This window comes from Dolichospermum flos-aquae CCAP 1403/13F (assembly GCF_012516395.1).
Classification (GTDB): domain Bacteria; phylum Cyanobacteriota; class Cyanobacteriia; order Cyanobacteriales; family Nostocaceae; genus Dolichospermum; species Dolichospermum lemmermannii.
In genome coordinates this window covers 1,670,418-1,697,097 of record NZ_CP051206.1, presented here as the reverse complement: position 1 = coordinate 1,697,097, position 26,680 = coordinate 1,670,418, and the positions used below count along the sequence as shown (strand labels likewise).

General features: G+C 37.0%; 19 protein-coding genes and 5 pseudogenes. 8 read left to right on the top strand and 16 right to left on the bottom strand.

The genetic code is table 11. From position 1 onward, the window contains the following. Positions 1–14: 14 nt before the first annotated feature. Positions 15–5,450 carry a translocation/assembly module TamB domain-containing protein gene (locus HGD76_RS08280; RefSeq protein ID WP_168695488.1) on the top strand — a complete coding sequence of 1,812 codons (5,436 nt, stop codon included), beginning with the start codon at positions 15–17 and terminating at the stop codon, positions 5,448–5,450. A gap of 28 nt (positions 5,451–5,478) precedes the next feature. Here HGD76_RS08280 and HGD76_RS26430 read toward each other — a convergent pair whose 3' ends face one another. The 13 genes and pseudogenes from HGD76_RS26430 to HGD76_RS08220 all read right to left on the bottom strand — a co-directional run bounded on the left by HGD76_RS26430 (position 5,479) and on the right by HGD76_RS08220 (position 17,104). Next, positions 5,479–5,652, bottom strand: a complete 174-nt coding sequence (locus HGD76_RS26430) for a hypothetical protein (protein WP_503488468.1) — start codon at positions 5,650–5,652, stop codon at positions 5,479–5,481. 240 nt (positions 5,653–5,892) lie between these two features. Further along, complete coding sequence (locus HGD76_RS08275; protein WP_168695487.1) at positions 5,893–7,065, bottom strand: IscS subfamily cysteine desulfurase; 1,173 nt, start codon at positions 7,063–7,065, stop codon at positions 5,893–5,895. 13 nt (positions 7,066–7,078) lie between these two features. Further along, positions 7,079–7,705: pseudogene (locus tag HGD76_RS08270) on the bottom strand (restriction endonuclease subunit R). 53 nt (positions 7,706–7,758) lie between these two features. Further along, positions 7,759–7,920 (bottom strand): four helix bundle protein, encoded by a 162-nt coding sequence (locus HGD76_RS08265; RefSeq protein ID WP_407644800.1) that lies wholly within the window; start codon positions 7,918–7,920, stop codon positions 7,759–7,761. A gap of 193 nt (positions 7,921–8,113) precedes the next feature. Then, positions 8,114–8,290: pseudogene (locus tag HGD76_RS08260) on the bottom strand (four helix bundle protein); the annotation flags it as partial. 55 nt (positions 8,291–8,345) lie between these two features. Beyond that, positions 8,346–8,822, bottom strand: a complete 477-nt coding sequence (bcp, locus tag HGD76_RS08255) for a thioredoxin-dependent thiol peroxidase (RefSeq protein WP_168695486.1) — start codon at positions 8,820–8,822, stop codon at positions 8,346–8,348. A 46-nt stretch (positions 8,823–8,868) separates the two neighbouring features. Continuing rightward, entirely contained in the window at positions 8,869–9,825 is a 957-nt protein-coding gene (locus tag HGD76_RS08250; protein WP_015080459.1) for a ribonuclease Z, read from the bottom strand. A 121-nt stretch (positions 9,826–9,946) separates the two neighbouring features. Continuing rightward, positions 9,947–10,840 carry a sensor histidine kinase gene (locus HGD76_RS08245; RefSeq protein ID WP_168695485.1) on the bottom strand — a complete coding sequence of 298 codons (894 nt, stop codon included), beginning with the start codon at positions 10,838–10,840 and terminating at the stop codon, positions 9,947–9,949. A 237-nt stretch (positions 10,841–11,077) separates the two neighbouring features. After that, positions 11,078–11,755, bottom strand: coding sequence for a response regulator (locus HGD76_RS08240; protein WP_148767035.1), 678 nt, complete (start codon positions 11,753–11,755; stop codon positions 11,078–11,080). Positions 11,756–12,411: 656 nt separating this feature from the next. After that, positions 12,412–13,812: an HlyD family secretion protein gene (locus tag HGD76_RS08235; protein ID WP_168695484.1), complete on the bottom strand. Its 1,401-nt coding sequence runs from the start codon at positions 13,810–13,812 to the stop codon at positions 12,412–12,414. A 28-nt stretch (positions 13,813–13,840) separates the two neighbouring features. Next, complete coding sequence (locus HGD76_RS08230) at positions 13,841–15,991, bottom strand: peptidase domain-containing ABC transporter (protein ID WP_168695483.1); 2,151 nt, start codon at positions 15,989–15,991, stop codon at positions 13,841–13,843. Between the two features lie 316 nt (positions 15,992–16,307). Continuing rightward, a complete protein-coding gene (locus tag HGD76_RS08225; RefSeq protein WP_168695482.1) occupies positions 16,308–16,637 on the bottom strand; it encodes a hypothetical protein in 330 nt (109 codons plus the stop codon). Positions 16,638–16,864: 227 nt separating this feature from the next. After that, positions 16,865–17,104 (bottom strand): CTB family bacteriocin, encoded by a 240-nt coding sequence (locus tag HGD76_RS08220; protein WP_168695481.1) that lies wholly within the window; start codon positions 17,102–17,104, stop codon positions 16,865–16,867. A 546-nt stretch (positions 17,105–17,650) separates the two neighbouring features. Between HGD76_RS08220 and HGD76_RS08215 the strand changes: the two are divergent. The 6 genes and pseudogenes from HGD76_RS08215 to HGD76_RS08190 form a co-directional block, all read left to right on the top strand. Beyond that, positions 17,651–17,983: pseudogene (locus HGD76_RS08215) on the top strand (tetratricopeptide repeat protein); the annotation flags it as partial. Beyond that, on the top strand, positions 17,983–19,188 hold the full coding sequence (locus HGD76_RS08210; protein WP_168695480.1) for an ATP phosphoribosyltransferase regulatory subunit: 1,206 nt from the start codon (positions 17,983–17,985) through the stop codon (positions 19,186–19,188). The pseudogene HGD76_RS08215 and the gene HGD76_RS08210, both read left to right, overlap by 1 nt. Before the next feature lie 87 nt (positions 19,189–19,275). Next, positions 19,276–19,503, top strand: coding sequence for a ferredoxin family protein (locus HGD76_RS08205; protein ID WP_168695479.1), 228 nt, complete (start codon positions 19,276–19,278; stop codon positions 19,501–19,503). A gap of 270 nt (positions 19,504–19,773) precedes the next feature. Beyond that, complete coding sequence (locus tag HGD76_RS08200; protein WP_168695478.1) at positions 19,774–20,502, top strand: ABC transporter ATP-binding protein; 729 nt, start codon at positions 19,774–19,776, stop codon at positions 20,500–20,502. A 111-nt stretch (positions 20,503–20,613) separates the two neighbouring features. Continuing rightward, positions 20,614–21,267 (top strand): DUF2301 domain-containing membrane protein, encoded by a 654-nt coding sequence (locus tag HGD76_RS08195; RefSeq protein WP_168695477.1) that lies wholly within the window; start codon positions 20,614–20,616, stop codon positions 21,265–21,267. Positions 21,268–21,356: 89 nt separating this feature from the next. Continuing rightward, a pseudogene (locus HGD76_RS08190) lies at positions 21,357–21,764 on the top strand (DNA-processing protein DprA); the annotation flags it as partial. A 23-nt stretch (positions 21,765–21,787) separates the two neighbouring features. Here the strand turns inward: HGD76_RS08190 and HGD76_RS08185 are convergent. Continuing rightward, positions 21,788–23,236 (bottom strand): IS4 family transposase, encoded by a 1,449-nt coding sequence (locus HGD76_RS08185; RefSeq protein ID WP_168694730.1) that lies wholly within the window; start codon positions 23,234–23,236, stop codon positions 21,788–21,790. 330 nt (positions 23,237–23,566) lie between these two features. Between HGD76_RS08185 and dprA the strand changes: the two are divergent. Continuing rightward, a pseudogene (gene dprA / locus HGD76_RS08180) lies at positions 23,567–24,283 on the top strand (DNA-processing protein DprA); the annotation flags it as partial. Here dprA and HGD76_RS08175 read toward each other — a convergent pair. Both HGD76_RS08175 and HGD76_RS08170 read right to left on the bottom strand, forming a co-directional pair. Then, on the bottom strand, positions 24,280–24,552 hold the full coding sequence (locus HGD76_RS08175) for a ribbon-helix-helix domain-containing protein (RefSeq protein ID WP_015080452.1): 273 nt from the start codon (positions 24,550–24,552) through the stop codon (positions 24,280–24,282). The pseudogene dprA and the gene HGD76_RS08175 overlap by 4 nt on opposite strands. A gap of 459 nt (positions 24,553–25,011) precedes the next feature. Further along, positions 25,012–26,562, bottom strand: coding sequence for a serine hydrolase (locus tag HGD76_RS08170; RefSeq protein ID WP_168695476.1), 1,551 nt, complete (start codon positions 26,560–26,562; stop codon positions 25,012–25,014). Positions 26,563–26,680: the final 118 nt, after the last annotated feature.

Here is a 26,680-nt window from a genome sequence, read left to right as displayed (position 1 = left end):
AAGAGTGAAAACCTATGTCTAACTCTCCTAGTCAAAATTCTCACCCCGCTGATTCTGGGCTTAGGCTTTTATGGTTAATGATGTTGAACCGTAGTTGTTTAGGTGTAGGTGCTTTGCTATTGATAGGAATTATTTTCAGTATTTGGCGATTGCAGAATTTTGTTTACCAGGAACTAGTACCATTAGCTACCCAAAGTCTGACTACTACTCTCAACCGTCCGGTAAAACTGGGAGCAATTGAGTCCTTTTCCCTGACTGGCGTTCAGTTTGCCGCTTCTGAGATTCCCGCTACAGCTACAGATCCAGATAGGGCAAATATCAAAGCAGTAGATGTAGGTTTTGATATTTGGAAGTTAGTTATTAACCGCAATCTCCGATTGGATGTAACTTTAATTAATCCAGATGTTTATGTTCAACAAGATCCCCAAGCCCGCTGGTTAACGACTACTATCACCCCAGGTACTGGTAAGGGATTGATTAAAACTGATTTGGATAAGTTACGGTTTCGGGATGCAAATTTGGTATTAGTACCGAGAGAAATGGGGGGAGATTTTTCTTTACAAGTTCCTGTAAAATTTTCTGGGATTAATGGAACTGCTCAACTCTTAAATCAAAATAAACTAATTAAATTAGACTTGGCTGCTAAGGCAGTAAGTGGGGGTGATATTTCCATTGTCGGAGATTTAATTCCTCAGAAAGTTTTAGCAGGGGATTTTCGAGTGCGAGGGCAAAATCTCCTGTCCGCAGATATTACTCGGCTTGTAACTTTACCACTGACTTTACAAAGTGGGAGAGTAAATGGTGATTTGCGAATTAAGATAACACCAAAGCAGAAAACCTTACTCTATGGCAATGCTATGATGGAAGGGGTAACACTACAAATCGCAAAAATCCCCGAATTATTCAATCATAGTCAGGGAAATCTCATTTTTGATGGACTGGTAATTAAATTAGATCATATAGTCACAAACTACGGACAAATCCCGTTCACAACATCGGGGACTATTGATCAACAAGCAGGGTTTAATTTAAAAGCACGTGTGAATGCGGTAAGTTTGGCCAATGCTCAAGCAACTTTAAAGGTAAAGTTACCATTTCCTGTGAGTGGTATAGCTCAAGCCGATTTGCAGCTAATGGGAGCAACTACTAAACCAGTGCTATCTGGTAATGTGAGGACGTTGAAAACTGCCCGAATTGATCAAGTTGATTTTGGGAAAGTTAGTAGTAAATTTGAGCTTATTAGTAGTAAATCTCTCCTGAGAATTACGGATATTCAAGGCAAAACTACCTATGGGGGTGAGGTTAAAGGCGGGGGAATTATTAAACTTGGTAAAGTATCTGCACTGAATTTTCAACTCCGAGCGGACAATATTCCAGGGGATGCGATCGCTCAAGTATATAATATCAAAACAGGATTCCCCATTGGCATGATCACAGCCACCGCAGAAATAAAAGGTGTAGCTGATAATACCCACACTTTCGTTAAATGGCAAGCTCCTCAAGCCCAATATCCAGTAACAGGGACAAGTATTATTAATCCTGACCGCACAGTTTCTTTTCGTGATGTAGTTGCAACTGTTGGTGGAGGTGTAGTGAATGGTAGTGGTATTTATAGTCATGATAGCAAGCGTTGGCAGGCTTCGGCTCAATCTAGCAAGATTAAATTAACATCTTTTGTTGACCAAAAACAGCAGGAAAATATTTCTCTAGCTGGGGTAGAATTTAACGGTAATTTGCAATTATCAGGAAATTCTTCACCATTTCAAATAGAGACGATTATTCCTAAAAATGCCAATATCAACATTGCTGGTGGCACAGTTAATATTTCGCAAATTAAGTTACAAGACCAAAATTTTACAACTTTATTAGTTGGGAAAGATTTACGTTTAGGAACAATTTTAAAACAGGCTAACCCAATTTTAAATAATCTCCTCGCAGGTAATTTCACTATTGTCGGTAATAGGGAAAATTTTAACCTCAAAACCTTTGCTGGAACAGGTGAAGGATTCCTCTCTGTTGGTGGAGGGAGAATTAAAGCTGCTAATATTCAAGTTGCAGAAGGTCGCTATCAGGCGAAAATTCAAGCGGAAAATGTCCCCCTGACAAAGTTAGCATCTGTACCACCACAATTCCAAGGAAATATAGCCGGTCAGTTGCAAGTAACTGGTTCGGTCGAGTCGTTCCAACCAGAAACTATTCAAGGGGAGGGAAAAGGCAGCTTGAAATTACCAAGTGGTACAGTTACAGCCTCTTCTATTCAACTTAGTAATGGTAATTATCAAGCATTGTTGGCTACTTCAGGTTTACAATTAAACCCTTTCAATCAGCAGTTAAAAGGACAGTTGGGAGGAAAGTTGCAAATATCGGGAAATGTGACTGCTTCTAAATTAGCAGATGTGGCTGCTGTTGGTCAGGTGCGCTTTAGTCAAGGTTTACGAGGTTTTGATTCACCTATTCAAGCTGATATCGGGTGGAATGGAGAAAAGCTAACTGTTGATAGTTTTAATAATGCTAACTTTCAAGCTAAGGGTTATTTATTAGCTAATGCTAAGAAAGCAGGTATCCCAGAAATTACGCAATTAAATTTTAATGTTCAGGCGAAAAATTATAGTTTGCAACGGTTGCCAGTGCAACTACCTGATACTGCGGATATTGCTGGCAACTTAGATTTTAGCGGACAAGTGACAGGAAAACCTACTGCACCAAATATTACAGGTAAATTGGGGTTACGGAATTTCAAAGTTCAGGAATTTGCTTTTGAACCATTATTGACTGGTAATGTGAATTCTGGATCAGGACAGGGGTTAAGTTTAGATGTTGCAGGTGTAAAGGAACGGATAGCAATTAATTTAGATGGTAACAATCGCCCCAAATCGTTTTTAGTTCAGTGGCAACAAGCATTGCTATCAGGTGCAGCAACGGGATCTGACTGGGGTGTGAATGTGGCTAATTTCCCATTGAAAGCTTTAAATATACCTGTACCAGCGAATACTCCTTTAAGTCCGGGAGGAGTGAGAGGATTATTAACAGCAAATTTGCAAATTAATTCGCAGACATTAGCCACAGCAGGAAATATAGCCATTGAAAAACCCGAACTTGGCCGAATTAAAGGCGATCGCTTTATGACCCAACTGCGCTATGATAACAATACATTCGTCCTTAGTGATAGCGAACTTCGCAAAGGTGAAAGCAGATATAGCTTTGATGCCAATATCAAACCGTGGGCGAAAAAACCGCAACTGCGAGCAAAAATCAACATTGAAAAAGGCAAAATTCAAGACTTTTTGAATGCGGCTCAAATCTTTGACGTAGAAGACTTCCAACGTGGTTTAAAAGCACCGACTTACGGCAAGTCTGCGGACTTAACCACCAACTCCCAAGGATTACCTTTAGAGTCTCTATTGACCCAAATCCAACGGTTATCAGAAGTTGATGCCCTACTAACTACCCAACAACAACAACGGTCTACGGCTAAACCTATCCCAGATTTAAGAGACTTAAAGGGGATTTTGAATGGGAATATTTTTATTAATACTGCCACAACGGACGAACCCAGGATAAAATTTAACCTCCAAGGAGAAAACTTCACCTGGGGTAAATCAACAGAACCAAGCCGCTTTTATCGTGCGGAACAAGTCATAGCTAAAGGTAGTTTTGAAGAGGGAATTTTGCGTTTCCGACGTTTACGAATTCAATCTCAGCAAAAAATAATTGCCTTTACAGGTAACATTGGTGGTCAGGCGCAATCAGGTCAATTGAAAATCGAAAACTTTCCCATTCAGCGACTAAATAATTTGGTGAAACTGCCACTGGGAATTGGCGGTAAGCTGAATATTACCGCAGCAATAGCTGGGAGTATTATCAATCCTCAAGCTAGAGGAGAATTAAACATTACAGAAGGAACAATTGATCAGAAATCAGTGGAATCAGCTAATACTAGTTTCAGTTATGCTGACGGACGTTTAAACTTTGGTAGTCAGGTAACGGGAGTGGGAGTAGGGACTGAACCTGCAAATATTAATGGTAGTATTCCCTATACTTTGCCCTTTGCTTCTGAAAAATCAAACAGTAATCAAATTACCTTAGATATCAATGTCAAAAATGAAGGTTTAACAATTCTCAATCTGTTTACTAATGAGATATCTTTTGAAAAAGGACAAGGGGAATTAGATTTAAAAGTTCGGGGAACTCGACAACAACCTTTCGTTAAAGGAACTGCTTCTCTCGATAATGCTACTTTTAGATCCCCAACCTTACCAGGAAAGTTAACCAATGTGAATGGTAAAGCAATTTTTGATTTAACCCGTGTGTTTATAAAAAGTCTCGAAGGTAAATTTAGTGATGGTAATATTCAAGCTGCTGGAGAATTGCCAATTTTTAATAGTCGAGATACCAAAATAGATGTGCCGCTAATTGTGACTTTAAAACAATTAGTTTTAAATCTCAAGGGGTTATATCAAGGAGGTGCTAATGGTAATTTAGAAATTACTGGTTCTGTGCTGAAACCAATAATTGGCGGTAATATAGAATTATTTGATGGTCAAGTGTTGTTAACAGAATCTCCAGATGAGAATTCAGCAGCTAATAAAATTGGCAACCAAAACAAACCAGATCCAGAAAATAAAATTACTAGGTTAAATAATTTAGGATTAAAATTAGGTAGAAATATCCAAATTGTCAAATCACCAGTTTTTAAATTCCAAGCTTCTGGAGATCTAACTGTTAACGGTTCTTTAGTTGAACCGATACCAGAAGGAACTATTAAGTTAAATAAAGGTGCAGTAAATTTGTTTACTACCCAATTAAATTTAGCAAAAGGTCATGAACACACTGCTACTTTTAGCCCTCGTCAACCCCGTGATCCTAATTTGGATATTCGGCTATTTGCGAAGATTCTAGATGTAACTCAAAATAGTGATATTAGCAGACAAGGTTCTACAGGTTTAGCCGGGTTGGAAACAGTTCGAGTTGAAGCCAGTATTAATGGTTTAGCTAGTCAAATTAATGATAACTTACAACTAAAAAGTAATCCTTCTCGTTCAGAAACACAAATTGTCACTTTGTTAGGAGGTGGACTTATTGACAATCAAGGACGTAGTGACAGTAATCTGGGTTTAATTAATATTGCTAGTTCGGCTGTTTTCAGTAATTTCCAAGGTGCATTTAATGAAATTGGTGATGCTTTTGGTTTAAGTGAATTGCGGATATTTCCGACTATTGTTTCGGAAAGACCAGCAGCGGGAAAAAATAACTCATCTTTAGAATTAGCTTTAGAAGCCGGAATTGATATTTCTCCGAAATTTTCCCTTTCTACTATTAAGATCTTAACAGCAAATGATCCTTTGCAATGGGGGATTAATTACCGGATAAATAATCAATTTCGTCTTCGTTCTTCCACTAATTTAACTGATGATACCCGGGCTGTAATTGAGTTTGAACGGAAGTTTTAAAAAATTGATCATTGATCATTACCAATAATCACAAGTAATATCTAACAGTTGTGACAATACGACTCTTTTTTGCTCGTAAAGCAGTCTTCAAAAACAAAGTTGTTTGGTTATGTAAAATACTATCCCACCAATTTCGAGGGACAAAAACGGGAATAATGATAGTTGTGAAAACACCTGGGTGACTTTCCTGGAACTGACCAATAAAATCTACAATTGTCTCAATTACTGAACGCCAAAGCTGCTGCGTTAGTCAATCGTTCTTCGCTATGGGCGCTGGTTGGTAAGGATTTACCGAGAAAAAATTCTTTAACCTGTGGGTAAAAGGACATAAAAAGTCCACTTAGTAAATATGTTAATTGATACTTATCTGAAAGTAAACTCAAACCTAAGTTTACAGAATATAACAACTCTGGCGGATTTATGACAAATTAACTGATAATTGCTACTGACAACTAACTACTGAAGCACTTCTTAAACCTTGAATGGTAGAAATTACTTGTTTGGCAACTTGATCAATTTCCTCAACTGTATTAAATCTCCCAATCCCAAATCGCATGGAAGCATAAGCTAATTTATCCGAATGTCCCAATGCTTTCAACACATAGGAAGGGGCAACATTATTAGAAGAACAAGCAGAACCCGAAGATACAGCTACTATTGATTGTAACCCTAAAGAAAGTGCTGCACCATCTACACCTTCCACACTAATATTTAAGTTTCCTGCTAATCGGTTTTGAGGATGTCCATTTACATGAATTCCCCCGACAGTAGATAACTGTTGCCACAATCTTGCTCTTAATGCTGTTAATCGTTGATTTTCGGTTTCTTGTTCTGAATCAGCAATTTCTACAGCTTTACCAAAACCGACAATTTGCGGTGTGTATAAAGTCCCAGAACGCATTCCTCTTTCATGTCCTCCCCCATGTTGTTGGGAAGCAAGTTTAACTCTAGGGTTACGTCTGCGGACATATAAAGCCCCAATTCCCTTTGGTCCATAGACTTTATGGGCTGTGAGAGACATTAAATCAATATTCATCTCTTCTACATCTAAAGGGATTTTACCAATAGCTTGGGCTGCGTCTGTGTGCAAAATAATTTGCCTTTGCCGGCACATTTCTCCAATTTCGGCTATTGGTTGTAAAACCCCAATTTCATTATTTGCAGCCATTACAGATACTAAAGTTGTATCATGACGCAAAGCTTTTTCTAACTGATTTAAATCAATTAATCCATCTTTTTGTACTGGCAAAATTGTAATATCAAAACCAAGACTTTTTAAATATTCGCAAGGATCTAAAACTGCTTTATGTTCCGTGGCAATAGTCACAATATGCTGACCTTTTTGGAAATAAGCTTCAGCAATACCTTTAATAGCTAAATTATTTGCTTCCGTTGCACCACTGGTAAAAACAATTTCTTCGGGGGTAGCGTTAATTGCTTTTGCTAAAATTTCCCGTGTTTGTCTAACAGCAGCTTCCGATTCCCAACCGTAAATATGGCTAATACTCGCCGCATTACCAAACTTTTCGGTAAAATAGGGAATCATAGCAGCCATTACCCTTTCATCAACGGGGGTAGTAGCATGACAATCGAGATAGATAGGACGACTGGACATAATTAATTCAGAGTTAATTCAAAATTTGACTTAGTTTTTTTAAGATTCGGAAAACTTGATAAAGTTCGTTTTCTCGCTTCAAGAGTGTAAATTGATCAGATAAAGCATATTGGGGTTGATTGATTTGCGAAAATTTGATAAAAATAAAATCACTGCCATTCATTACCAATCCAAATACGGGTTTGATAGGATGAGGATTAGCCAGCAGATAAGTAAGTGCTTGAGGTATGGCTTCTAACAGGGAAAAAGTAGGTTTTTTCGACTCTATTACTAATAACTATAATTGTTGCTGAATCACTAAAACATCAATTCTGCCTCTGATAAGTTCTTCTGCATCTTCGACGGCAATTTCTATTGATGATTCACTTCTAATCAAGAAAGGTTCATCATAAAATCCAGCTAAACTGAGTAAGGGAGATAAAACAACTAACTTTACGGTTTCTTCTGATAAAGGAGGATGTTTAACTAATCGGAGAAAATGAAATTTTACTCTGTCTAGATATTGCTTTTCTAAATCAGAAATTTCTGGCAAATGTTCCCACCATTCAGGAAAGAACGCTTCACTGTCGGTTTGTTCTAAACTAAATCTTTCTTCTAAATAGGCAATGCCTACATTTTGTGCTGGGATGAACTGAACCATAATACAAATAATAGGATGTCAGGAGTCAGGAGTCAGGAGTCAGGAGTTAGGAGTTAGGAGGTAGAATTGTTGAGAATAGCTTTTGCATAACTATCTAATAATCTACTAACCTCTTGTAGTTTTAACATTGATTCTGATGTATTAGCATATCCTAAATCTTTTGTGAGAATAAGATAGTATCTACATTCTTCCAGAGAAGCTTGTGCAATATTCATAAATCTTACTTTATCTAAATCTCCTTTTTTCTTAAAGGTTGTTTGAAAAGTATTATATGAAACCCATAATTTCCAAAAACCTAACCCCCCTTCCCCCCTTCCCTACAAGGGAATGGGGTTTTTAAAGCCTCTCCCCTGGTAGGGGAGAGGTTTGGAGAGGGGTCTGTTTCCACATTAAAAACTTTTAAAACATCCTCTTAAAGCCCTCAGCGATATTTGCAGGAATAGAAATTGATGCGCGTCTAAATTGAGAAGCGAGTCCATATATTTCGGATTTAGGAAAATTCCCAGTTATCTGATATACTTCTAACACAAATTGATGTGCTTTTTGCCAAACTATTAAATCTTCAAATGTTCTCGCAGGTTGCATTTATTCTAACTCCTGACTCCTAACTCCTGACTCCTGACTCCTGTTTGATAAAAGTTTAAATAGCTGCTAATTCCTTGATTTTTTTAAGTACAGCTTCAGCATGACCTTTTGTTTTGACATTCGGCCAAGCGTAGGCGATGCTTTTATTAGGTGAAATCAGGAAGGTGGAACGGGCAACCCCCATATATTCTTTACCCATAAACTTCTTTAAACGCCATGCACCATAAGCTTCTATTAATTGATGTTCAGGATCAGTTAAGAGGGTAATTGATAAATTGTGTTTGTCAATAAATTTACAATGAGATGCGGCAGAGTCGGGACTAACGCCGATAATTTTCGCGCCTACTGTGGTAAATTCTGAGGATAATTCTGTAAAGTCTTGAGCTTCTGTGGTGCAGCCAGGTGTATTATCTTTAGGGTAAAAATAGAGAACTAGCCACTGATTTAGATCAGCAATATTAACTAAATTATTGTTTTGGTCTGGGGTCGAAAAATCTGGTGCAGGTTGGCCAATTTGGGGAATATTGCTCATATATTAAAGGGTGATAAATTGGGAATAGATGAAAATTATAGTGAAATTAGGCACTCACACTGGATTCAATTTCTCGTCTGCGAGGAACATCATAAACCATAAAATCATGAGCCATAATTGTTTTCGGAAAAATTGCTTTTGCTTCTTTAAGTAAGTCTTTTAATTCAATGGTATTACCTGGAGCATAACGGGGGCTAAAATGTGTCATAATTAGTTTGCGAACTCCGGCAATGTATGCTGTTTGCGCGGCCATTGTGGTTGTAGAATGTAACCGCTGGAAAGCCATTTCTGAATCTTGATGAGCAAAAGTGGCTTCATGAATTAACACATCTGCATCTTGTGCTAATTGTACTGCACCATCACAATAAACTGTATCTGTACAATAGGCAATTTTCCGACCAATTTCTGTGGAACCACATAATTCACTGCCATTAATTACTCTTCCGTCTGCCAGGGTGACTGTTTCACCGCGCTTGAGTTGTCCATAAATTGGACCTGAAGGAATTTCTAAGGCTTTGGCTTTGTCTATATCAAAGCGTCCGGTTCTATCTTTTTCTGCTACTCGATAGCCAAAGGCAGGAATGCGGTGATGTAAAAGACCACAGCTAACTGTAAATTCATCATCTTCATAAACTACCCCCGACTGCACAGTATGCACTTTAATGGGGTAAGAAAAATGGGTATGAGAGTAACGGGAAGCGGCTTGTAGGTATTCGTTTAATCCCGATGGACCATAAATATCAATTTTGTCTACATTACCTGCTAAACCGCAACTGGCAAGCAATCCCATTAAGCCAAAAATATGATCACCGTGCATATGGGTGACAAAAATTCGGGATAGTTGGCTAACTTTTAAATCACTCCGCAAAATTTGATGCTGAGTTCCTTCCCCACAGTCAAATAACCACAATTCTGCTCGTTGTGGTAACCTCAGTGCCACGCTGGAAACGTTGCGTGATCTTGTAGGTACACCGGAACTAGTCCCTAAAAATGTAATCTGCACGGCGTTTTTTAGCTGTCCTTTTGCTCAATATAGTTGTTTATTCTCTATCTTGGCACAGTATTGGCACAGTCAGCTATTTAAGAAAAAGCAAAATATCAAGATTTTCTAATTTTCCTAGTTTTTATTGCCACCAAAAAGAATTTGCTAAAGGCCAAGATAATTCACAAAGAGTACCTTGAGGATCAAGGGAAACTCGCCTAAATTTACCTTTAATTTGTTGGGCTAAATTTTTAAATTGTTTTGTTCCCCAACCTTCTTTTGATGAGTTAATTCCTAAACCATTATCCATAATGCTTAGAGTAGCATATTCTTTAGAAGCCGAATAAGTAACTTTCAAACAGGTGACTCCTGTAGCGTGTTTACCAACATTACATAAGGCTTCTTCTAAGAATCTGCAAAGTCTGCGCTTATTTTCAATACTCAAATTGCTTTCATTAATAGTTTCAAAATTGTGAATTTTTAGTTTCAGGGTTTTAAAGCCAGGAAAATCTCGTTCTAAGGTATGGCTATAGACTTGATAGAGGATTTCAGGTAAAGGGTTTTGCAAATCTATGACTAGACTATTTCTTAGATAAAGGCTAGTATCTTGATTAAGAGTTTCTTGTTGCCAAAAATTAGATATTCCTCGTAATTCTTGATTTAGTTCTTCAAGTTCTTTTTCTATTAAAGGTAGCAAGTTATTAATTGGTAATTCTTGCCCTTTAACTAGCTTTAAAACTCTAGCCAGACTTTGTAATGGTCCATTATGAATTGTTTCAAATTTAGTTTCAATCATGTTTTGGCGAGATTTAATCCCAGCTTTAATTGTTTGGTGATATTGATATAAAGCTATGATACTGATGCAATTAATAACCATCAAAAAAATTGCTGGTATTAAGGCAACTGAAGAATTCCTAGTTAACAAAAAATGACTAATCAAGACTAGACTCAAAATAGTCATGATATTTTCTGATAACTTTTCTCCATAACCAAAATAATTTTCTGGTTGTAGTTTTTTCCAAATTTGAGTTTGCATAAGCTTTTATCTCACTCTCAAAACCTTAATTATGGAAAACAAATTATTGATTTTACTAAGAGGATGTTTGAAAAGTATCAGAATTAATCGAGATCCCCCCAACCCCCTTACAAAGGAGGGCTAAATTCCTCAAAGTCCCCCTTTTCAACGGGGATTTAGGGGGATCTGCGGGTGTCAGATCCCACACGAAAAAGTTTTCAAACAACCTCTAACTTTATTTATTTGTTTGTTAGTTGATTAATCAATTAATCCTTCATATCTAGCTTTAATTTCTGTTTGAATGCGAATGTTTTTGCCTGCTTCTGGATAAATATTTAAAGCGTCCTGTAATTTATTCCAATAATGACGTACCATGCGTTCAGAAATGCACATCTTTTCAGCAATTGCTTTATCTTGTAATCCTGCTTCAAAGGCTAAGTTCAGGACTTTCAACCATTCTGGTTTCACCTCTAAACCTGAGTGAATTCCTTTGATGTCTTTTGTATGGGTTAATCCCTGTAATGCCCAATCAACTCTAGTTAACATTTCTGGAGTAGAAAGACTTTTATCAGCAATAGTCAAGCCTCCTTGATGATTATCAAGATAAGGACGAATGCGGACTAATGTTCTCACATGGGCGCTTTGAATAACAAAATTTAAATGAGGATAATTTTCCATTAAAACCTTCAAAAGTTGAATACCTGTATCAACCCTCGCTATCATTTCCGGTTTTTCTGGTATGGAAAGATCCATAACTACTAAGTCAGGTTGGTAACTAATAACTTGCTCAAAAGCATAACTAGCATTTGTAGCCGAATTAAATTCAGCACTAGGATAGTTTTTCCTTAATATTTCCACTGTTCCATTTAAAACTGATTCGTGATCATCAATAACGATGAATTTTAAAATTGTTTTTTCCGATGAAACTTGTTGCATATCTAATAATTGTCCCAATAGCTATACTCCTGATAAGTCTTGATTCCTATCTCATACCATTAATTACAAACAAAGGGAACAGATAAGAAACACTCATTTGCACCAGTTTAGAGCTTCTGTCAAAAAAAAAGATGTTTTTAAAAGATGTGTAAGCACCAAAAAAACAGTGTCATTATTTCAATCTCATGTTTCTAAACATGAGTTTTTCCTGTTAGAAAGTTGCCAGGTCCCTGTTGCCTCTGAATTTTTCCTAGATTCTCTTAGTTATAACTTATTGTCTATGGGGGGTGTCACGCTAATTCCATGAAATTTATTAGAAAATACTGAGATTATGAAGTTGATATATAATCATAATAAATATGTTTATTTAACAATAATTTAGGTTTAATAAGAGTCGTGACAGATATATTGCCTGGTACTATAGGAGATATTAAGTAATAGAAAATACTTGCCAATAAAAGTGCCAGATTGACATAAGGTTTTTGTGAAAAGATGAGCATTTACATGGCATTAAAAACTTAAAGCTATTGTAAAGATGTTCTAATTCTGGTAAATGGGAATAAAAAATACGAACAACCAGATCCCCGACTTCTCTAAGAAGTTGGGGATCTGCACGCTATCACAACTTAAATAGGATTGCTACACTTAATTTCTACTCATAAATCAGTAATTAATCTAGCTTTTCTCAACATAAATTGTAATGCTGTTTCTTCCTTAGAAATAATTTCGGCTGTAGCGTTCATTCCTGATTGCAGTAGACACTGACGACCATTATTTCCAAATGAGTAGCTTTCGGGTTGAATTGCGGCTTCAAAATAGCTAATACCAGAAGAATTTGTAGTATTTGAATCTTTGCTTTGAGGTGTAATTGCATCTGGAGCGATGTTTTTAACAATCCCTTTCGCAGTTCCATAATCAGGATAGGGACAAGCATCAACACGAAGTTGGACTTTTTGATTAATCGCAATTTTGTTAATTTCTGCTGTGGGGATCATGGCTTTAATTACTAAAGGAGCATTATTAGGGACAACTTCAGCAATAGATTCACCAGCCCGCACAAATTGACCAGAATTGCGTAAATTTAGTTTAAATATAATTCCATTACTTGTGGAAATAATAATACTGTTTTTGCGTTGATTTTCGAGTTGTTGAAGTTCTTTTTGTGATTGTTTAATTTGAGTTTGTATTTCTAATAATCGCTGAATTAAGATTTCTCTTTCTTTATTTAAAACTGCTATATTGGCTTCACCTTTGGCAATTTCTTGAGCAATACGTTGTTCTGCCATTTTCACCATGGCTGTAGTGGGGTTAATGGCAGCTTTATTAGATTTAATTTTTATTTGAGCGATATCAACAGCTTTTTTTGCCGCTTCTAATGTTAAACTTATTTGTTTGACAACTAGCTGTTTTTGCTCAAATTCTCGGTTGCCAATTGCACCAATTTTTGATAATTTCTCATAACGATCCCGATCTACTTTGGCAAAGTCTAAATCAACTTCAGCCTTTTCTAAATCTACTAATTCTTTTTCAATATTTACCTCCGCTGTCATTAATTCATTTTCAGTATTAATTCTTCGTTCTTGATATTCTCTTTGATTTCTTAACAAATCCTCTCTAGCAGCAGCGATAATTCTTTCTACGACTCTTTTCTCAGCAATTATTTGATTATTTAAAATCCCATTTTGAGCATAAATTTGCATTATTTGTAATTTACTTTGTTTGATACCTTCTTCTAATTGGCTTTTCTTAATTAGCAATTGATCAGTATCTAAGATGGCGATTATTTCCCCTTGCTTAACAATTTGATTTTCTTTGACTAAAATACTTTTAATAGTCCCTTCTATCTTGGGTTGGACTACACGAGTTTCACCTATGGGACGAACAAGAGCAGCAGCTTTGATTGTTACATTATATTTTACCCATGAGGATAAAGTAATACTAGCAATAACAGTCCCAATCAGAAATACACCTGCTAAGGATGTCCACCGATTTATAGGTGGAAGTGAATTATCATTTTCACTGAGAGAATCGAATTCTTGATTATGAGTGTAAAGCATAATTATCAAAAGCAATAAATAATAATAACTAAGGAATTACAAAATCTAAATGGTCTCCTGTTTTGCTACGTAAATCTTCCAAAGAACCTACTAATTTCAACCTACCTTGATCTATTAAAACAATCCAATCAGCCCGACTAATCACCTTGGGTCTATGAGTAATTAAAATCGTTGTTTTTCCTTGACGATGTTGAAATAATTGGTCTAAAACTTGGGCTTCACTCACTGGATCTAGTCCACCAGTAGATTCATCTAAAATGAGAATTGGTGGATCTGTAACAATGGCTCTAGCTATGGCTAATCTTTGTCTTTGTCCACCAGAAATATTAGCACCAAATTCACCTAAAATAGTTTGATATGTCTCAGGTAACTTACTTATAAATTCATCAGCACCAGAAATTTTACAAGCTTGAACAATCTGCTCAAAGCTAATATAAGGCGCTCCTAATCGGAAATTATCAACAATAGAACGATTCCAAAAATGAGCATCTTGAGGAACAAGAACTATTTGTTGACGGAGACATTCTAAAGAAAGGTCTTGGAGATTATAAATCCCAATCTGGATATTACCAGATTGCAGTTGATATAAACTAGAAATTAATTTAGCTAAGGTGCTTTTACCACAGCCAGATTTACCAATTAGAGCAATATTCTTACCTCCAGGAATCGTTAAAGAAAAATCTTCTAATAAATCAATTCGACCAGGATAATGAAAAGTTAAATTTGTACAAATAATATCAGCATTACTAGAGATTTCTACAAATGGCTTTTTACTATTATCTTCTTCTTCTGGAGTGGCATCAATAACTTCTGTCAGCCTTCGAGTAGCGGTTTTAGCCCGGGTAAATTCATCAACAAAATTAATAACTGTACTAATTAAAGATATAAAATTACCATTCATTGAATTAAATGCTAGTAATTGCCCAACACTGATATTTTCAGCCGGGTTAATTACCAAATAGCCGCCAAACCAGAGTAAAACTACGCCACCAATACCAGAAACAAAACCTGAAAAGGTATTATTAATAATCCCAATTTGCATCGTCTGAAATGTTAGCCTAGCTAGACGATTAAAACGATTTTGTAATTCATCCCAAAATTGTCTTCTTGATGCGGTTGTTTTGAGAGTTAATGCACCTTTAAAGGTTTCCACTAAAACCCCTTGGGTTTCCGCTTCTGTAATTAAGAGTTCATTAGTTTTTTGTTGTAATGTGGGCTGGAAAATAAAGGTAGATGTGGTCATGACCACAGAAATTACTAAAGCTACCAAGGTAAGTTTCCAGCTATAGAAAAACATGAAACCCAAGGAAATTATGGCAATAAAAAATTGACTGGGTAAACCAATAACAACTTGAGCAATTAATTGATTAATTTGGTCAATGTCTCGCAGCCGACTCACAACTTCACCACTGCGACGAGTTTCATAATAAGTTAATGGTAATCGCAGAATTTGCCGCCCAAATTCCAAAACTAGACCTAATTGCATTCGTTGAGCAAAATGAGCAATTAAGTTAGACTGGACAAAGGAAAGGCTAGTAGAAATAATATTCATAACTACTACAGCAATGACTACTGTAGTTAATAATTTTATGTCACCTCTAACTAATACATCATCGGTGAGAATTTGCAGCAGAAAAGGAGAAGTTAAAGACAGTAAACCCAAGACTAAATTGAGAGGTAAAGCTTGGAATAAAATACCACGATAAATCCAAACTCGTCGGAAGAAACGCCAAAAACCACCTTCTTTATCTTGCTTTTGAGCAAAAAATCGAAGGGGGTCTGGTTCTACTAATAATAATAACCAATCTGTCCAAGCTGCTTTGATATCTTCTTTAGAAAGATAACGCATTCCCACTGCTGGATCTGCAATCAGAAATTTTTTACCTTTTTTACCATATAAAATCACCCAATGATTGCCTTGCCAATGAATAATCGCGGGTAAAGGGGCTTCATTAATTTTATCTAATATTTCTGGAGAAGTTTTCACGGGATTGGCTTTAAAACCCAGAATTTCTGCTCCTCTTTTCAATCCTAATAAAGTAGTTCCAAATTGTCCTGTTCCGACGGCTTCCCGAATATGACTAATGGTAAATGTTTGACCGTAATATTTGGCAATTGCCGCTAAACAAGCTGCACCACAGTCTTCTTCACTATGCTGTTTAACAAATTGGTATTTCATTAGCAATTAACCATATAAAGTTGGAAAAATAAGCCAATTTATTTGTTATTAAATTGATTTTTTTATAGTTATTTAATTGGTGTAAAGCCTTGGCGAATACAGCACTTTGCCTAATAATTATGTACAATATTTAAGGAGATAAATTGAACAATCAAGGTAAGAATTCAGGTGAGACGATAAGATCCCCGACTTCTTTTATTTATTGTGTCCATAAATTATAAATTTATGTCAGAAGTCGGAAATATGGGTATGAACGAGTGCTGTATGATCTAAATAGTGGAAGATAAAATGAAGTGATTGTGATTTTGTTTCTCTGCTAAAAAAAACTAAATAGTTTTGCGAATAAGCTACGACCTCGTCTGCGGTTATTGCGACGACTTCCACCTCCTCCTCCACCAAACAATGAAGATAAAATAAAGGTTGTCTGAGAAAATCTATATTCAGCTTCATTTCTTGAAGATATGCCCAAGTTTCCTTGAGAAATATTTATTTCATTACTTCCCCTAGAGTATATATTCGTAGTTTGGTAGAATATATCAAACATCTCAAAGGGTGAAGATGATCTGCCTCCAGATATAGACTCCTGTTCTTTTTCTGATAAGTTTATGAATAAATCTGATTTTTTTGTTTTTATATGATCAGACATGGTAAAACCTCTTATCTTTCCTGCAAAAATAATTTCAGGGGTAAAATGTTAGGAAATAAATCCAAGTATTAAAGAATAAATTTGTGTGCCATTTTTATAGAATGAACACACAAATCTTTCGATAGTAATCTAGACGAAATTTAGCGAGATATTCTAGGATATTAATTTGCTTTGCTGTTTCTTCTTTGTGTAGAATCAGAGTGCAGAATTAACCCTAAAATTATTTGCTAAAGGGGGAAGCTAACTGGTGTAATTGCTAAGGCTCGCACTGCATTACTTGTGATACTTGTATCTGCGATACCAGTCGCTGTGGTTACACCACCAGGACCTACGCTAGCAGTATTGAGAAGGGTGAACTGACGAGCACTGTAAAGCAGGTTTTCACTCCCAGCGATAATGTTAGCAATTACTCCACCAGCTACCATTTCTTGTTGCTCAACAGATACTGCGGTAAATAAATTAGACATGACTGAATTCTCCTTGATTTTTATGACGCTTGGGGTTGTTTACTGCTCGGTTGCCGTTTTCCCCCTCGCTTGTTAATAGAATATCGAGGAGTGATTAGTTAATTCATTGTCAGTTTCTGCAAACTTAATTACCAGATTTAGAACTAAATATTGCCGAAAAATACACGCCAAATCGGCTAAATTACTGTCACCAAATAGAAAATTTCTGCTATCTTCTATTCATTATTCTCAGAAACCAATAACAAACAGAACAAGTATTTTGTTTCGTTTTCACAAACTTTGGGTTATGAGACTGAAAATTAGCCTCATGGGCATTTACATAAATGGATATATGATTATAAGAGCTTAAATAAATTATCTAATTTTAAATCATGCTTAGTCAGGATTAGATTTTATGCCGACAACTGGAGGGTTTTCAAACTTGCCATCATTCCCTGTAAACTAGTAGTTTGTCAAGATAAAAATGATGGACTGTAGTATGAGCGTCTCGCTCACGCGGGCATCTTGCCCGCACTACCAAAAACCTGTCAAAATAAATTTGACAGACTACTAGAAACAAACCAATTGTCCCAGTCCAAAGTAGAATTACAGGATGCCCTAAAGTTAGAGCCGAAAAATAGTCGTTGTCATAGTTTAATCGCAATGGTATATTTCCGGCAAAATCAACTGAAAATGGCAAAAATTCACTTTGATAATGCCCTGAAAATAGATCCTAATGAAAAAATCGCTTTGGAATGGAAACCCAAGGTAGATCAAGCTTTAGGAATTAGAAACAGTGGTTCTCAAGGGAGTTCCGCTTCTAAAACTGAAGAGAAGCAACCAGATAAGTCTGGAAAAAGTGGTTTGTTTGGTGGTTTGTTTGGTGGGAAGAAAAAATAATGGTGTATCAACCAGCAGCGGGAGCAAGAGATCTACTACCTTTAGATGTGGCGCAAAAACGCTGGATTGAAGATAGATTAGAACAAGTATTTCAACGTTGGGGATATCACAGGATTATCACCTCAACTCTGGAACGAATGGATACCCTCATGGCAGGTGAAGCAATTCAGCGTCACATGGTGATTCAACTCCAAAATAGTCAAAATGAAGAATTGGGATTGCGTCCAGAATTGACGGCTTCTATCGCCCGCACAGTGGTGACTCGCATGACAGATGCGACCTATCCCCAGCGACTATATTACAACGCTAATGTTTTTCGCCGTAATTGGGAAGGCCGCCATAATCGTCAGCAAGAGTATTATCAAGCTGGGGTGGAGTTACTGGGTGCGGGGGGATTATTAGCCAATGCGGAAGTATTGCTATTAGTCGCAGATTGTTTAACAGCATTGGGTTTACAAGGGTGGCGGTTAATTTTAGGGGAAGCGGGAATTACACGCTCCCTCCTCAATGCTTTTCCCCCGGAAATCAGAAATCAAGTCCGCAGGGCGATCGCTAACTTGGATAGTATAGCTATTGATACCTTACCTTTGAGCGAAGAACTCCGCCAACGCGCTAAAATTATGTTGGATTTGCGGGGTGATAGTCGAGAGGTTTTAGAAAAAGTCAGCAGTTTACATCTAGAACCAGACCAGCATGAGGCAATAAATAACCTCAAATCCCTAGTAGCATTACTAGACGGCAAATTTCCTTTAATCCTTGATTTGAGCCTAATTCAAACTATTGACTACTACACAGGCATTGTTTTTGAAGTAGTTAGTGAGACAAATTCCCAAGCACAGATTTTAGGAAGTGGTGGTCGTTATGACCAATTACTAGGTTTATATCATCCCCAAAAAGAAAATATTCCCGGTATCGGCTTTGAACTGAATATTGATGATTTATACCAAATTCTCCTATTAAATCAGCAATTACCCCAGGATATCCCCGCTAGTAATTGGTTAGTCGTCCCAGAAACCCCCGGCGCTGAAGCTGCGGCTTTTGCCTATGCTGAGAAATTACGTAACTCTGCCGATTTAATTAGAGTAGAACTAGACTTAGGAGATAGGGACGCAGAGGCGATTCGTCAATATGCAAGCGATCGCAACATTGCCCAAATAGCCTGGATTAAAGCCGATGGTTCACACACCATTGAAGCAGGATGTTAAAAATAGGAATCTTGGTAAACTTTCCCAAAATCAATCCAAAATCCAAAATCTAAAATCTAAAATCCAAAAAAGAGGGAATCGGAAAAAATGCCACATACTATTGTTACAAACGTTTGTGAAGGTGTTGCTGACTGCGTAAGTGCTTGTCCTGTAGCTTGTATTCATGAAGGTCCAGGGAAAAACGTTAAAGGTACAGGTTGGTACTGGATTGACTTCGCTACCTGTATAGATTGTGGCATCTGTCTGCAAGTTTGCCCAGTGGAAGAGGCGATTTTACCAGAAGAAAGACCAGAATTGCAAAAAATCACAGCATAGTCAGAAGTTACAGAATCTAGAATCCAGAATCCAGGGAATTTATTCCCTGTCTTATAGCTAAAGTCGGTTAAAACCGACTATTGTGTCCTTATTTCTTCAATTGAAAACATGAAGGTTGATTTTTAGGTAATTAGAGTGCGTTTTAACGCACTTTAGCTATAAGACCGGAAATTTATTTCCGGGCGGGTAGGTCAGCTAACAGATAAGCTATTTTAAGCTTCAGTTGACAGGAGTAAGCATTACCAAATCCCTACAAATGTCTAATCACAAATGACTAATAACTATTTATTAAAGGTAGAAAATGTCCACGCTGGATATATTAAAGATGTAGATATTTTGCAAGGTATCAACTTTCACATTGCACCAGGAGAATTAGTCACAGTCATTGGTCCCAATGGTGCAGGTAAATCCACCTTAGTAAAAACTATTTTTGGACTTTTAACACCTCATACTGGAACTATTACCTTTAAAGAGAAAAATTTAATTGGTTTAAAATCAAATCAAATTGTCGCCAAAGGAATGTCTTATGTTCCGCAAATTGCTAATGTTTTTCCATCTTTAACCATAGATGAAAACTTAGAAATGGGGGCTTTTGTTAGGAATATCCCATTAAAACCGCTTAAAGATAAAATATACACCATGTTTCCCCGATTGAGCGATCGCCGTCGTCAACGCGCGGGAACTCTTTCCGGTGGAGAAAGGCAAATGTTAGCAATGGGAAAAGCATTAATGTTAGAACCCAGTTTACTGCTTTTAGATGAACCTTCCGCCGCATTATCTCCCATTTTGGTAACTCAAGTATTTGAGCAAATTAAACAAATTAAAGCATCAGGAACTGCGATAGTTTTAGTCGAACAAAATGCCAGAAAAGCCTTAGAGATGGCAGATCGTGGTTATGTGTTAGAATCAGGGAAAGATGCTATGTCAGGACCAGGTAGAGAATTATTAAATGATCCGAAAGTGGGAGAGTTATATTTAGGTGCTGGAAAGAGACATTGAAAACAAAAACAAGATCCCCGACTTCTTCAAGAAATCGGGGATCTAAAAAAACAAGATCCCCGACTTCTTCAAGAAGTCGGGGATCTAAAACATCCTAGGAATATACTATTTATGACAACACAAACAATATCACCGGAAATATATCAAGGCCAATTTGGGGAATTTACAATTACCGAGAGCGATCGCCAAAGTGTGATAATTTATCGGGCAGGATTAATGATAGCAGCCCTGTGTTTTGCCATTGGTAGCGGTTTAGTCCTATTCTATCCCCAACCCGCTGCAATTGCCGCCCTGACCCCTCTCTACACCTGTTTTAGTATTGCACTTGGAGTTAGTTTATTAACTATTCATATTTACATGGCATTTTTGCACCGAATTCTCCAAGTTTTTTGGATAATTGGCAGCATTTGTGCCTTTATTTTTGGACATAGTGATAGTCAAGCATTTGCAATTACTATTTATAATCAACCCCTAACCATATTAGGAATTGGTTTTACCTTTGCAGCTTTGACAGGAATTTTTTTCAAAGAAGGTTTTTGTTTCCATCGTTTAGAAACCAAAATCTTAACCCCCCTTGTTCCCTTACTACTATTAGGACATTTAACCGGAATTTTATCAACACCAGCAGAACCGATTTTATTAGCAACTTGGGCAATTTTCTTCTTAATATTTGCTGTGAGAAAAATTATCCAACCCATTCCTCCCGACATTGGCGATAAATCAGTATTTGATTATTTAAAAAATCAACATTTAGCAAAAGTTTAATCTAATTGCACAGAATAAAAATCATCCGTATTCATCCGCGTCCATCTGCGTTTATCTGCGTTAAATCATTCTAAAAATCTTAATTTCGTATGTCAAATCCAGAAGAACGTAAATATTGGTTAGCCTGGTCACAAATTTCGGGAATTGGTCCGATATTACTACAAAGAGTACAACAGCACTTTGGTAATTTAGAAACAGCTTGGAAAGCCAGTCCTGGAGAATTACGAAAAGTTGAAGGTTTCGGATTTCAAACATTAGAAAAAGTTGTTCAACAAAAATCCCGTTTAAACCCAGAACAACTCCTCATTCAACACCAACAAATAAACCCCCATTTCTGGACACCAGCAGACTCAGAATATCCCCAATTACTGCGAGAAATCCCCAGTCCACCCCCATTATTGTACTATCGGGGAGAAGTTGACTTACAGGAAAATTCAGGACAAAAACCCTTAGTGGGAATTGTGGGAACTCGTCAACCTACAGAATATGGAATTAAATGCAATACCCGTGAATGAAATTGTCAAACTGCTTGTGGGGGAAGGATTTTCAAGTCTTTTTCTATATCTCTGATTTCAGATTTATGGGAAGAGTTTTTGCGCTTGAATTTGGACATTTTAATTTTGACAACACGGGGATTAATACGTTTTCGTCGGGGGCGATCAATTTCAGACTGGGAAATTAATGATAATAAATATTGATGTTGAATTTCTCGTAATTTTAAGGATGAATGGCTGATGAGTTGTACTAAATCTATAACTAGTTGCAAAGATTCAAGAAAACTAAGGAGTAAAGGATTTTTATTATATTCGTTAGCAGATTGGTAAATTAAATCGCGGAGTAGATTATAAGCAATTAACATAGCATAAAGTTCTTGTTCGACTAATTCAGATGTTTTGCTCCGAAAAATAGTGGGCATTTGTCCTTTGAGCGTAGCACATTGATGTGTTTTTATTTCACAGAAACTAATTTCCACCTCCCATCTGCAATGATAGTGAATAATTAATTCTTTGGCAGAAATATTAGGGTCAATAATACTAGTAACTAAACGACGAGGGAGAAAACCAGGAATTTGATATTCAATAACTCGGACAATGATACTTTCCTGATTCCATTGTTTATGCGATTCTGTAGATTTTTCTAAATTGAGAATTTTGCCATTAATTTCTGATAAATAACTTCCATCTGGATATCTAGCCATGTATCCATCTGGCAAACGAGAATCAGAGATAACAGGTAGTTTAACATTAGAAGCTACCCTAAGTAAAAAGTCGCATTCTTTTGTACGAATACTAAAAATAGTTGCAAAGGAATATAAACCAGCATCTAATAAAAATAATAAGTTTTTCTGGTTAAATTGTGCCAGTAATTTAGTCATTAAAGTCCTTTCACCAGTTCCTTTACCTTGGCTCGAACCATAGGTAAAATCTAGGATCAGGCGTGTTGATGCTGATATTAATGTGACTATTCTCAGCATGGGAAAAGCACTTTCTCCTCGACCACATTTAGACTTCCCAAATTTATCACGATTACTTTCAGTATCAGGTGTCGTACCTGTGGAACCATCAAATATTACTGTAGTCCATTTATGAAAGTCATATTTCAATGTTGTCAAACTAGAAGTGAGTTTTTTAAATATTAGTTGAAAAACTGTTAATCCTATACGAACTCTGGCATGACTCATAGCACCTTCAGAAATAAGTTGTTTTGGTAGACAACAGGATAACCACCTCAATCCTGATATCATCCAATCCATTATTCCTAAATAACTTAAATCACGACGGATAGTGGAGAGAATTACAAACCAAATGACAAACGTTGGTACTAGAATCGTTCCTTGACGACATTTACTTGATGAAACACTCGCCAAAGATTCTTTGATAATAGTTGATAAATGTTTTGCAATTGGTTGCAGATCATATTCTGTCGTAAACTGAGTAAGCATCTGATGATGTTCTTTTTGAATTCCCATACAAAACTGTCAAGGATGACTTGAAATAAACTCTTATAAAGCTTAAATATTCTTTCATATTTTGTCAATATATACTATCAGGCTACTCATTTTGGAGCAGGAATAAAAATTCTCGACGAAAAAAATGACACATTTATGATTTTTTAAATTTGATTTCAAATAATTGACAAGATTGATGATTTATAAATTCAAGAAAAATCTCATGATCATATAATTTTAGATACATTTTGCCTGGAGTTTAGACTAAACTGAAGTTATTTTTATGCCTTAATATTTGCAGAATTAATATTAGTAATTATTTGTAGGCTATTAATTTCATTCACGGGTATTGGAATTAAATGGACGCGTCAAATTAGTACCGCATTAGCCAAAAATGGTTTTACCGTTGTTTCTGGAATGGCCGAAGGAATAGACACCGAAAGTCACGCAGCAGCAATGAAAGCCGGAGGAAGAACAATAGCAGTGGTGGGAACAGGAGTAGATGTTATTTATCCCTATAAAAATCAAAGTTTATATAAACAGATTTTGACATCTGGAATAGTAATTAGTGAATATCCCGCGAAAACCACACCAAACCGCACCCATTTTCCCCGTCGAAATCGCATCATTGCTGGTTTAAGTCGTGCGGTATTAGTCATAGAAGCAGGAATAAAATCTGGTGCTTTAATCACAGCTACTTATGCGAATGAATTTTGTCGAGATGTTTACGCATTACCAGGAAGAATTGATGATCAACCATCCCAAGGTTGTTTAAAATTAATTAGTCAAGGTGCAGGTTTAATTAATCAAGAACTCAGTGAACTATTAACCCTGTTGGGTGCGATTCCCCAAATAGATATAGAAACTACTATAATTAAATCCCCTCCTCCTAACTTACCACCAGAATTACAACAAGTCATAGATACTTTAACTATTGATGCTTTATCTTTTGATTTTATAATTCAAAAAACAGGTATGAATGCGGCTTTAGTTTCTAGTTCTTTATTACAATTAGAACTCATGGGTTTAATTACCCAACTTCCAGGAATGCGATATCAAAAATGTTAAAATAATGGTGAGAACGTTATAAAATTTACGCAAACAAGTTTAATTTTTGCTTGTAGTCTAGCAAAAACTACCTCACCATCTGTTACTTGTCCATTCTTAATCTGTTCAGTTCCTACCGCTATTTTTCCCCGTAGTTCCTCCAGTCTTCTTTCTCTGTCCAGCAGCAAACTAAAAGCCTCATTTACTGCATCTTCTATATTTTCAAATCGCCCCGTGTCAATATAAGCTTGTATTAATTCCTCTGTTTCAGGTTTAATTTGAATATTCATAATGTATTCTCCATCTGATAGATAGCCTTAACGCTGTTCTAACAATAAACCCACATTTTCTGCAACACCGAATTTTGAATTATTTTTGGAATTATTTATAAGGAAGAACGCCGAAAACCCTTGAAAATGTGGCTGACTCAGGAAGCCACATTTGGGCTTGAGACAAGGGATGAAGGCTAGAGGCTTTCCTTTATCCTGCATTGACGTTAATTTGAAAATTTGAAATAATTTCAAATTTTAATCCATATTCGTGATACAATTAAATTGTCACTAAAGACATAAAAAGCTACCGAGGGACTCTCGGAAAGTTACGCTTGTCAGATATGATTTCGCCCGCCAGGGCAAACGAAATCAGGGCAAGAACCCAAATATTTAAGGAACCCTGCCTGAAACTGGGATAACTGAGGGATATAGACTGAAACTCTCTATAGAATCTCCGCGTCTTTAGACCGGGGAGTGTCAATGTTGTGGATAATATTGCGGAGTCAATTGTGGAGTCATCACAGGCGGTGGATAACTGCCTACAGGCATATTATTAACCATCCCATTAGGCATAGCTGGATTCATCAACTGTGGTTGAATAGGTTGCTGAATCAAGGGTTGAACAGGTGGTTGATAATTAGAAATAGGTGGAGTTATTGGTTGAGTAACTGGTTGATTATTTGTCGGATTGCTGGGTGTGACTGTAGCTTGGCTAAAATGTTGATAAGCAGCGCTAGAAATAGAACTAATTAATTTTGCAGCGCGAGGATCATTATTGGGACGTTTTACCATGATAGCGGCAATATAACGCTTACCTGTCGGGACATCAATCAACCCCGCATCTGCCAACATAGTACCAATGTCACCTGTTTTATGATAAGCATTTGCGCCTTTTCCTAAGCCAGCAGGTAAAAGATTATCTCGTTCAGTGCGACTCATGATATTAAGAATTAAATCACGCGATCGCATACTCACCATATTACCTTGATTCACCATCGAGATCAAATTCCCCAATTCTCGCGGACTAGTAGTATTAGTCCCTTCTAAATCCGGGAGAGGATTACGAATCATCGTCGTTATCAGTCCCCAACTGCGAAAACGCCCATTTAACGCCTCTTGTCCACCCAATTTAGCGACCAGCATATTCGTGGCTGTATTGTCGCTAATTGTAATCATCTTCGTAGCTACATCAAGAGCCGTGTATTTGCTGCCTGTGGGTTGATATTGCATATTTCCCGAACCCCCGACAATCATCTCCTTTTGCAAAGTCAACATTTCATCCAGGCGGATTTTACCCCCATCCACATCCTGGAAAAAAGCAATCAAAATCGGGATTTTAATCGTGCTGGCCGCAGCAAAACTTATATTACTATTAATATCTATATAACCACCATTATCTAAATCTAATAAAAACACCCCTGGTATCAAATCAGAATTAGCGGTGGTGAGAGTTTGCAAAGAATTTTTTAAAGGAGTAATTTCCTGAGCCAGATATAAGCTTGTATTAGAACTTTGAGATGATTTTTGAGAAGTTGTAGTTTGAGCTACCGACATAACTGAATTAATGCGATTAGCAGGGTCTAGGAATGACAACAACGTACCCACAATCGCACCGACACCCACCCCGACAATCAACAACCGCAAGGCATATAACATGGTTCTAGCCATGGGTTTTAACCTGGTCTTGCGTGATCCTTTTCTGGCTATTTTCGGCTTTTCCATGGGTATCGTCTTTAATCTCACATTCCCCGGTGGCGAAATTTGAGTATTCTTCTTGACCGTAGGGACGGGTTTAACACCTGGGGGCATCATCTTCCGTGATGCTGGTCTTCGCCCCCCAGACGGGATAGGCGCAGAACTGATATGATTATTTATACAAGCCAATGCTGCCGCTTCTCTTGGGCTAGAAACTGCCGGCTGATTGATAACTTTTTTCTGTCCCGTCTTGGAGACTGGACGTTTACGCCGGCGACGCTGTACAGGTTGCCTTTGTGATATAGGTATGAGTTTGTCACTCGTTTCTGACATAGCTACTCCTTGTCACCCTCGACCCAGATTGTAAATTTATGCACCTTGATACTCAGTTTACCTTTTGGGACTAAGTAGCATTTTTGTGTCTAGTCTACTTTATATTTATCTTTTTGGG